The following is a 9,453-nucleotide window of genomic DNA, read 5'->3' as shown; positions in this document are numbered from 1 at the left end:
GGATCTTCTGAAAAGCTGGGAAAGATGATGGAAAACATTGTCTTAATAGAACTTTTGAGGAGAAAAAGCTACTGGTATGAGGATATGGAGGTGTACTACTGGAAGGATTATCAGCAGCATGAGGTGGACTTTGTCGTGATAGGCAAGGAGGATCAGTTGATTCAAGTTTGCTACAATATTGAGGAATTTAACACAAGAGAGAGGGAGATAAGATCTCTCCTGAAGGCATCTAGGGAAATTGCCTGCAAAAAGCTCCTTGTGATAACATGGGATTATGAAGATGAGATTGAGGTAGAGAACAGGAGGATAGAGTTTATTCCTCTCTGGAGATGGCTTCTTAGAGTTCCATGAGCACAACTGAGCAAAGAAGGATCAAACTGAAGCTACTTCGTGAGAAGCCTAGCCAATGCCTAAAGTTTCCTTAATATGCCTTGATTTCTTCAAAAATCTCCCTTAAGCAGCGCTATGAATTTTTCAGATTTTCTTAAGGAAATCTTATATATAATTCTGTAGACAGATTTCCGGGGAGCTCATGGCTATTGTTATGTTGTCGTCTTATATAGCCGTTGTCCTCTTCATCATAGGAGTATTGTTTAGGTGGAGAAAGTGGAGCACAATGCCAATTCACCTCAGATGGGAGCTGTATCCAGTGCCCCATGAGGCTGGCAGACATCACTACGGAGGAAGCTACATGGAGGAAGTGGATTGGTGGAGGAAGCCTAGAAAGACCACGATGCTCGGGGAGCTTAAGGAGCTCTTCTCCGAAATGCTCTTCATAAAAAGGGTTTATAAGTACAAGCGATCTCTCTGGTGGCTCACCTATCCATTTCACGGCGGGATATATCTGATACTTGTCTGGTTTGCCCTTCTGCTGATCAGGGGGATAGTTGAGGCCTACACAGTGATAGACCCAGCTGCTCAATACGTGCTATCATTAATAGATGAACCCATCAGAGTCCTTATTCAGGCAACTGGATCCATTGGTATAGTTGCTGCTACGTTTGGATGTATAGGCCTCCTTATAAGAAGAATAGTGGACTCCAATCTGAGGAAGTACAGCTCAGGCCTTGATTTCTTCAACCTGCTTTTCATCCTAACTGTGCTTCTGACGGGAATAGGAGTTTGGATAAATGATGTCAACTTTGACAATGCTATGAAATATATGTCGTCTATGCTCAGCTTTAATGCCATAAAAGCACCCGTCCTCAGCCCTCTCGCCCAAGTTCACGTTGTTTTGATGGGCTTGCTCTGGATATACATACCCTTCTCAAAGATGTCCCACTTCTTCGGCAAATTCTTCACATATCACAGGGTTCTTTGGGATGATGAGCCAAATATGAGAGGAGGGGATATAGAGGAGAGAGTTAGGGGTATTCTGAAGCTAAAAGTGCCCTGGGGTGCTCCCCATATGATGGCGGGGAAGAGCTGGGAGGAAAATGCAAAGGGGTGATTCCATGAGGAGGATAAGGATAGAGGATATAGGAAGCCCCGAGGATCAGCTGGTAAAACTCAGAAAAGAGGATCTTGCAAGGCTTCCACCTCCATACGACAAGCCAGAGATGGAGCCTGATCTGAAGGAGCCCAGATCAGATTGGAGAGAAAAGTATGCAACAGATCTTGATGGCTATATCGCAATAGATATTCCCTGGAAGCCGAAGACAAAGGAGGAAGAGGAGAAGCTGGTGAACAGGTTCCTTGAAGGGCTGGGAAAGCTTCTGTCAAAGGAGGGAAACTGGACCTTCCTCCAGCCCCTTCTTCTATCTCTGGACTACTGCGCAAAATGCCAGACATGCAACGAGGCATGCCCGATCTATGTGATGTCGGGAAGGCAGGAGATATACAGGCCCACATACAGATCTGAGGTTTTGAGGAGGATATGGAGAAGATATTTGACAACAGGCGGAAAATTGTTTGGAAAGTTCGTCAGCGGGGATATAGAGCTAAATGCAAAGACAATTTTAAGGCTTGGGGAACTTGCTTACAGGTGCACTCTATGCAGAAGATGCACTCAGACATGTCCTATTGGCGTGGATAACGGCTTGATAACACATGAGATAAGGAAGCTTTTCAGTTCAGAGCTGGGGATAGCTCCAAAGGCCCTTCACGAGCTTGGAACTGTGCAACAGCTCAAGGTTGGATCATCAACTGGGCTAACGCCAGATGGCTTCAAAAATATAGTAGAGTTCATGGAGGACATGATAAAGGAGAAGCTCGGCAAGAACATAAAGATCCCCGTAGATGAAAAGGGAGCTGATATCCTTCTGATACACAACGCAGGTGAGTTCATATCATGGCCTGAGAATCCTGCTGCGTTTGCAATACTGTTCGAGGAGGCAGGCCTTAGCTGGACTTTGAGCAGCGAGCAGGTGGCATATGATGCTGTTAACTATGGAGTATGGTATGATGATGTCCAGCTTGCGAGAATTGCTGCAAGGCATGCCGAGGTTGCAAGAAAGCTGGATGTGAAGAAGATAGTTGTGGGTGAATGTGGACATGCCCATAAGGCTTTAACAGTGGTTGCGGATAGAGTTCTTCATGATGAGCTCAACATACCAAGGGAGAGCTGCCTCCCAATACTCTGGGAGATTGTGAAAAACGAGAAGATAAACTTCGACCCGGAGAAGAACAACTTTCCAGTCACCTTACATGATCCTTGCAACATAGTTAGGCTGATGGGAATTGTTGAGCCCCAGAGAAACATATTGAGAAAGCTTTGTCCGCAGTTCAGGGAGATGGAACCTCATGGAGTTTACAACTACTGCTGTGGTGGTGGCAGTGGGTTTGCTATAATGCAGTCGATGAACTTCCCCGAGTGGAGGAATGCTGTGGCAACTAGGATGAAATTCAAGCAGGTACTTGAGGCATTTAAGGATAAGCCATCCCCTGATGTGAAGAAATACATCTGTGCTCCGTGCTCTAACTGCAAAGGAGCTATAAGGGACATGTTAGCTTACTGGAAGGCTCCACAGATATATGGAATATACTATGGAGGTCTTGCTGATCTCATGGTGAATGCAATGGTTGATCTTAAGAAGCCCTACATAGAGTGGGAGTTCCACTAATTTAATCAAGTATTTCATTCAATGAAGCTCTGCTGAGCACATAGAAGCATTTATTTTCCCTTTTTATAACATCATGGGCTGTGTAGACGGCAATTATACGAGGGGGAATAATTCTTCTCTTATATCTCTACATATTCCTAGTGCGCTTTTACACTAAAGACTTAAAGAGGTAAGGTGAAGGGAGGCTGAGACATCGACCAAGCAAGTGGTGTTCACTGCCCATGCGATGATTAAGCTTCAGATACTTAGAAAGCATGGTTCTATATCGAGGAGAAAGACGTAATCGATGTAGTGAGGCATCCAGACAGGGTATTAAGAGGCAGCAAAGGAACTTATTGCACAGAAAATTTACGATGAGAAGCACCTGATAAGAGTTATATATGAGGTTTCAGATGAAGATATCTTCAAGATATCTTGGTGGTGACATTCTATCCAGCGAGAAGGGAGAGATATGAGGGTCAGGTATAGCAGAGATGAGGATATCCTCATAATAGAGCTTTCGGATGATAAAATAGATCATGCTGAAGAAATGGAATCTATAATAGTCCACTTTACGGAGAATAACAGACTTGTTATGCTTGAGATACTGGATGCAAGTAGATTCATAGCTGAGATAAGCAGTGCGATGAGAGCTGGGGGAGAATTCGTGGAAGTTCAAATGTGAGGACTAATAGAACCACCTAGTCACAGCTTCGCCCTCTTGCCAAAAAATGTTATTTAATAGGAAGATATAGATGTTGGAACATCCTACTTAATGGTTTTTGCATAAACCTTACTGCTCAGAACATCCTCCAGCTCAGTTTTGCTTAGCACATAGAAACATCCTCTCTCATCCCTCAGCACCTCATGAATTATATAACCGGAGCTCAGGTAATTTGTTAGCTCTGATCTCACTCTCATGAGCCATCTTTTTGCTTCCTCTATGTCCCTTTCCTTTATTTCATTTATATTAACTGGTATTTCCACTAGAATTGAGCCCTCCGGTATCCGATCAGGTCTTTTGCCTGATATTCTCTCCTCAACTCTCCTGCTCCTTATCCACCACTCAGCATAAAGCCTGTCGCTCTCGAGTCCCCTGTTTATTTTATCATTCAAGGGGCCATAATGGTTGACGGAATATCTCCTCACTATCACCCCCAGCTTTCCTATGTTGAACCAAGCATTGAGACACTGAAGAGGATCGAATGTCCAGACTATCAGATCTACCCCCTGAGCCAGAGCTCTCTCCCTCTGGAGAAGTTTTAACTTGAACCCAACCCCCCTGTATCTCTCGCTTGGAATAACTGCTGTCATATGGGAGTAGTGAATAAGCTTTCCATCATAAATTCCGGGTATGCCAAAGACAAAGCCTATCAGCTTCTCTCCCTCAAATGCTCCTATCGCTATGCCCCCGAACTTCTTCGCAGAGATCAGCATGTGATGGGGGACCGCAAACTCCCTTCCCCAGACCTCACTTTGCACTTCAACACATTTTAGAAAGTCATCTGGAGTTTCCAGATCTCTGTATTCTACCATAGGGAAATCAACCTTCATGAGAGATAAAAGCTTTCAACTAGGGAATTTTTTAGATAATCACCTGATGAAAAATATTAGGATCTTTAAAGCCGAATACAAGCTAAAGAGTTATATTTCACACAATCCAAGGTAAAGAAGCTCTTCATGTGCTTCCATTAGGGGCAATATCAGGAATACCTCTCCATTCTCTTTAGCTCCTCTATGTTCTCGATCTCACTTGGATCTGGCTTCTCGACTGAGAGCCATGCATCTATTATCTCCCTCGCAACTTCATTGCTCGTAAACCTTCCACTTATAGCAAGTACATTTGCATCGTTCCACATTCTAGCTCCCCTAGCCGTTTGAGAATCAAAGCAAAGAGCTGCCCTTATCCCCTTAACTTTGTTTGCAGCTATGCAAACCCCTGTCCCAGTGTAGCATATCACAACACCAAATAGAGCTTCTCCCTTTGCAACAAGCTCTCCAACCTCAAATCCGACCTTTTGCCATGGATATGGCTTTCCTTCCCTGAGAAAACCCACTTTTATCAGGTCAAAGCCCCTCCTCTTAAGCTCCTCCACGATGAAATCCACTACAGGATAGTGATCATCCGAGCCTATGGCAACATTCTTCATATGCCACAAAGAGCCTCTTAAATAAATCTTTTAGACCTCCTCTATCCTGTCTATGAACTTAAGATACCATCTCTTGAGCTCCTCCTCCGTTGCTACATGTATCTCAACAGGTGAAAAGCCGATTTCCCTCAGTATATCAGCCTTTAGCTTCTCCTTTTCCTCATTTGTGAGTTCGGCAACAACAAGGATGTCTATGTCACTTGAAGCTGTGATTTTTCCGCTCAAAACGGATCCAAACACGTATACCCTTGCATTTTTGTGATGCCTGAGAACGATATCCTTCACCTTAGCTGCTATAATCCTGTATTTTCCCAGATCCTCCAATATTCTCTCTCCCAGCTCTATATACAGATCAAACATTCTCTATCTCCTCCTGAACTTTTCTGAGAAGAGAAGGAGCTTCTCTACTTCCCCTCTCTCGTATTTTCTGGGCAGATACCTTGCTCCTATGTATGCATCCTCAAGCTTTGTGAGGAACATGATCTCCGACTCTATGAACTTGTCCAGTTTTCCTCCAGCTGCCTTGGAGAGATATTCCGCAAGCCTGACAATTGAATAAGTTCTGGGATATGATCCTGTTTTCATCAGAAGCTTGTATTTCAGGAGAAGTTGACAAAATTGCTCCACATTAAAGGCAGCTAGGTCATACTCACCTTCATTAAAGAGAGCTTTTGCATTTCTGAGAAAAGAATATGTCCTGCTCCTGAGGATCTCTGCTTCCTCATACGACATAAGGTATATGAATCGTGGTGGAATATAAAGTTATGGCTTTTAGAATAATATATTAATATTTTTTACGAGTTTCTAATTATTTAGGTAAAGCTTTTTGGCATCCCCTTTTATCAAGGCAAATGCTCTACGAGAAACAGATACCGGATGAGGAGTACATAAGGGTAAATTATTCTGATTTAAAGGCTTTTATCAGAGAGGTCTTCGTGAAGCTAGGTGTCCCAGAGGAGGATGCCGAGATAACAGCAGATAACCTAGTGGCTGCTGACCTGAGGGGGATAGAATCCCATGGAGTATCAAGGCTCAAGAGGTATGTAGATGGGATAAAGAACGGGGTTGTGAGAGCAAGACCGGAGATAAAGGTGCTGAGGGAGAGCCAGTCAACCGCACTTATCGATGGGAACTTTGGTCTTGGCCAGCCTGTTGCATATAGAGCTATGAAAATAGCATTAGAGAAGGCGAAAAGAAGTTGTGTAGGGGTTGTCGGCGTGAGGAACAGCAATCACTATGGAATAGCCGGTTATTATGCGATGATGGCCCTTCCCGATATGATTGGGATAAGCCTCACCAATTCAAGGCCCTTGGTTGCTCACACCTTTGCAGTCGGGAGATCAATAGGGACAAACCCGATAGCAATAGCGGTTCCCTGCAAAAATGAGCCGCATTTCGTCCTAGATATGGCCACATCAACAGCTCCCATAGGGAAGATAGAAGTTGCGAGCAGAAAGGGCATCAGCATACCCGAGGGGTGGGCTATAGATGAGGAGGGAAATATAACAGTGGATCCTGATTATGTGCTGAAGAAAGGCGCTCTAGTCCCGCTTGGAGGATTAGGAGAGGAGATGGGAGGGCATAAGGGATACGGGCTTTCAGTTGCTGTCGACATACTCTCAGGCATACTGACAGGAGCTGCATGGGGTCCTTTTGTGGGAGCTACTGAGGGCCCAGCGCCTGCAAACGTCGGACATTTCTTCATGGCCATAAACATAGATTGTTTCATGCCCGTTGATGAGTTTAAGGAGAGGATGGAGCTCCTCAAGAGCACTCTGAAGAGCTGGAAAATGCACCCGAAAGGTGAGAGGATATGGATACCTGGGGAGAAATCCTGGCTCACTGAAAGAACCAGAAGGGCAATAGGAGTCCCTATACACAAAAAGACTGCGGATATGCTGAGGAAAATTGGGGAGGAATTGGGAATAAAGCCCCCGTTTTCCATCTGATTTTACTGCTTTTCCAGCAATACCAGACTAGGAAGTTCAAGTCAATTTTTATGGTTTTATGTATGCATATCCATCCTCCTGCAGTGCAACGATCTTCGTTATTCCGGCTGGTACTATCTCACAAAATCCGAATAGATCTTGCCTATCTATTCTGTGATATTTTAATGAATTCTCACATATATAAAACCTCACGCCTTTCTCGCTAAAGCCCCTCAGTTCCTCCTCGAACCTTTTGTTCGAACTCTCGACAAACAGCTTTACTGCAGGCCCATTGGCAACAACTGCTATGTCAGCATTCCCGACATCAGCAAGAAAGTTCCTTATATTCGCTATCATCAGCTCGAAAATGTACGTCTCATCTCTATCTATGTGGAATACCGCTTTTCTGCTGGTCATATACCAACAAATACAGCCTTGTATTTAGATTTTGTTTCAACATCGCTCTCTCCATTTTCAAAAGTAAAAGGCCTATTTCATAATAATCTCTCCTTCATCCTGTGTTTTTCACATAAGCATAAGGATTAAATAATAAATGCCTCGAAACACAGGGGGTTGTATATGAAGCTGTGGTGCCCTGTCCTGATAGGCCTACTTCTCTTGACTGTCATTCCACAAGCTAGTGCGCAGGATAAGGAAAGGATAGTTGTTGGTCTTGAGAACGAGAGCTTGATCCCAGAGATTTTGAAAATTCCCGGAGTCGAGAAGCTCAAGGTTCTTCATGAGATAAAGGCTGTAGTGCTGGCAGTGCCCAAAGAGGCTGTTGAGAGGATAAGAGGAATGAAGGGGATTAAATACGTCGAGATAGATCAAGTAGCCAAAGCTCTTGAGCTCTCTGGATACCAGGATGTCCTCTGGAACGTAAAGATGATAAATGCCAGCAAAGTCTGGGATTCATATTATCCTGTGATAGGCTGGTCCTCGCTTGGAAAGGGAATTAAAGTTGCTGTGCTGGACACTGGAATAGATTACACTCACCCAGAGCTAAAAGGAAAGGTCTCGTGGTGCGCATATACCGTGGGCACGAAGACTTATACTGGAACAAAGCTCAGCAATTGTGCTGATAAAAATGGTCATGGCACGCATGTGTCCGGCATAATAGCTTCCACGATAAACAATGTTGGAAATGCAGGAGTAGCACCTAATGTGACACTGTATGCAGTCAAGGTCTTGAATAATGCTGGATACGGAACATACAGTGATATAGCCGAGGGGATAATACTTGCTGTAAAGGGACCTGATGGCATTGTTGGAACTGAAGATGACGCTAAAATACTGAGCATGTCCCTTGGAGGAAGTTCTGATAGCTCTGTTTTGCACGATGCTGTCGTATGGGCGTACAACAATGGTGCTATAATAGTTGCTGCGGCTGGAAACGAGGGGGATGGAGATCCTTCGACTGACAATGTAGCGTATCCAGCTAGATATAGCGAGGTCATAGCAGTTGCTGCTGTGGATTCAAGTTACAATATCCCCAGCTGGAGCAGCGATGGGCCAGAAGTTGATGTAGCAGCACCGGGAGTGAGCATTTACTCTACTTATAAGAATGGCGGTTATGCCACGCTCTCTGGAACAAGTATGGCTACACCTCATGTATCAGCTACCATAGCTCTTATTCAGGCAATAAGAATAGCTTACGGGAAGCAACCTCTCACATTCAGCCAGATGTATGAGACGATTACGAAGACAGCCGTGGACATCGGGAGCCCTGGTTTCGATGTCTTCTCCGGCTATGGCCTAGTGGATGCATACAGAGCCGTTCAGTATGCGTTAGAACAGCCCTAATTTCCTTTTTTTTACTTAAGAAGCAAATATCAAGCTACCATCATATCGGCTAGAGGATCCCTGTTCGAGTCGAAGAGGATCTTTGCTATATCCAATACATCCCTGCTCAGATCTATTTTTTCCTCTTCCTTTAGCACCTCAACTATCCCTGATGCAAGAAGAAGGAATGCCAGCATTATTCTTCCCAGCGGTTGCTCTCTCAGCCACTCATCCTTTCTTATCAGTTCTATTATCCTGTGAGCAACGTCCTTCACAGTGGCCTTCTCCAAGCCGCACACCGCATTTACTGCTCTTATCTTATACTTAAATTTTTGCTTTATCAGCAAAGAGATCATATCCACCCCTTTCTTCTCAGGAGAAGGGCAAGGAACAGTGCAAGGGAGAACATGGCAGTTAAAACAGCTGGATACGCATACGGCCACTTGGCCTCCGGTATCATCAAGTTCATCCCGTATATGCCGGCTATTATGATGAGGGGGAGTGCTATCACATTTAAAGCTGTAAGCTTTTTCATAATTTCATTTAAAGATA

The 9,453-nt window shown here is 44.4% G+C and carries 13 protein-coding genes; 6 read left to right on the top strand and 7 right to left on the bottom strand.

Translation table 11 applies throughout. The features are described from left to right. From D6D85_RS07570 to D6D85_RS07555, 4 genes are all read left to right on the top strand, one after another. Positions 1-351 (top strand): DUF4143 domain-containing protein (locus D6D85_RS07570; protein ID WP_133308299.1); only part of this gene is annotated, 351 nt, incomplete at its 5' end. A gap of 181 nt (positions 352-532) precedes the next feature. Beyond that, entirely contained in the window at positions 533-1,450 is a 918-nt protein-coding gene (locus D6D85_RS07565; protein WP_125671458.1) for a respiratory nitrate reductase subunit gamma, read from the top strand. 4 nt (positions 1,451-1,454) lie between these two features. After that, positions 1,455-3,062, top strand: coding sequence for a (Fe-S)-binding protein (locus D6D85_RS07560; RefSeq protein WP_125671457.1), 1,608 nt, complete (start codon positions 1,455-1,457; stop codon positions 3,060-3,062). A 451-nt stretch (positions 3,063-3,513) separates the two neighbouring features. Beyond that, positions 3,514-3,726 (top strand): DUF2283 domain-containing protein, encoded by a 213-nt coding sequence (locus D6D85_RS07555; protein WP_125671456.1) that lies wholly within the window; start codon positions 3,514-3,516, stop codon positions 3,724-3,726. Positions 3,727-3,809: 83 nt separating this feature from the next. Here D6D85_RS07555 and D6D85_RS07550 read toward each other — a convergent pair whose 3' ends face one another. The 4 genes from D6D85_RS07550 to D6D85_RS07535 all read right to left on the bottom strand — a co-directional run bounded on the left by D6D85_RS07550 (position 3,810) and on the right by D6D85_RS07535 (position 5,923). Continuing rightward, complete coding sequence (locus tag D6D85_RS07550) at positions 3,810-4,577, bottom strand: GNAT family N-acetyltransferase (RefSeq protein ID WP_125671455.1); 768 nt, start codon at positions 4,575-4,577, stop codon at positions 3,810-3,812. A gap of 167 nt (positions 4,578-4,744) precedes the next feature. After that, a complete protein-coding gene (locus tag D6D85_RS07545; RefSeq protein WP_125671454.1) occupies positions 4,745-5,191 on the bottom strand; it encodes an RpiB/LacA/LacB family sugar-phosphate isomerase in 447 nt (148 codons plus the stop codon). 30 nt (positions 5,192-5,221) lie between these two features. Continuing rightward, positions 5,222-5,551 carry a nucleotidyltransferase domain-containing protein gene (locus D6D85_RS07540; RefSeq protein WP_125671453.1) on the bottom strand — a complete coding sequence of 110 codons (330 nt, stop codon included), beginning with the start codon at positions 5,549-5,551 and terminating at the stop codon, positions 5,222-5,224. A gap of 3 nt (positions 5,552-5,554) precedes the next feature. Further along, positions 5,555-5,923, bottom strand: a complete 369-nt coding sequence (locus D6D85_RS07535; RefSeq protein WP_125671452.1) for a HEPN domain-containing protein — start codon at positions 5,921-5,923, stop codon at positions 5,555-5,557. Between the two features lie 119 nt (positions 5,924-6,042). Between D6D85_RS07535 and D6D85_RS07530 the strand changes: the two genes are divergently transcribed. Then, on the top strand, positions 6,043-7,140 hold the full coding sequence (locus D6D85_RS07530) for an Ldh family oxidoreductase (protein WP_125671451.1): 1,098 nt from the start codon (positions 6,043-6,045) through the stop codon (positions 7,138-7,140). Positions 7,141-7,188: 48 nt separating this feature from the next. Here D6D85_RS07530 and D6D85_RS07525 read toward each other — a convergent pair whose 3' ends face one another. Continuing rightward, positions 7,189-7,536 (bottom strand): DsrE family protein, encoded by a 348-nt coding sequence (locus tag D6D85_RS07525; RefSeq protein ID WP_125671450.1) that lies wholly within the window; start codon positions 7,534-7,536, stop codon positions 7,189-7,191. 162 nt (positions 7,537-7,698) lie between these two features. Between D6D85_RS07525 and D6D85_RS07520 the strand changes: the two genes are divergently transcribed. Beyond that, positions 7,699-8,922, top strand: a complete 1,224-nt coding sequence (locus D6D85_RS07520) for a S8 family peptidase (protein ID WP_125671449.1) — start codon at positions 7,699-7,701, stop codon at positions 8,920-8,922. Positions 8,923-8,951: 29 nt separating this feature from the next. On the opposite strand, the gene D6D85_RS07515 is transcribed toward D6D85_RS07520, so the two are convergent. Together D6D85_RS07515 and D6D85_RS07510 are read right to left on the bottom strand one after the other, a co-directional pair. After that, on the bottom strand, positions 8,952-9,257 hold the full coding sequence (locus D6D85_RS07515) for a hypothetical protein (protein ID WP_125671448.1): 306 nt from the start codon (positions 9,255-9,257) through the stop codon (positions 8,952-8,954). Beyond that, positions 9,254-9,453, bottom strand: a 200-nt coding sequence (locus D6D85_RS07510; protein ID WP_272914424.1) for a CorA family divalent cation transporter, incomplete at its 5' end; no start/stop codon positions are given. The genes D6D85_RS07515 and D6D85_RS07510, both read right to left, overlap by 4 nt.

This window comes from Candidatus Methanodesulfokora washburnensis, assembly GCF_003947435.1.
Taxonomy (GTDB): domain Archaea; phylum Korarchaeota; class Korarchaeia; order Korarchaeales; family Korarchaeaceae; genus Methanodesulfokora; species Methanodesulfokora washburnensis.
Note: the sequence above shows the minus strand (reverse complement) of the source record. Positions and strands in the feature narration are given on the sequence as shown.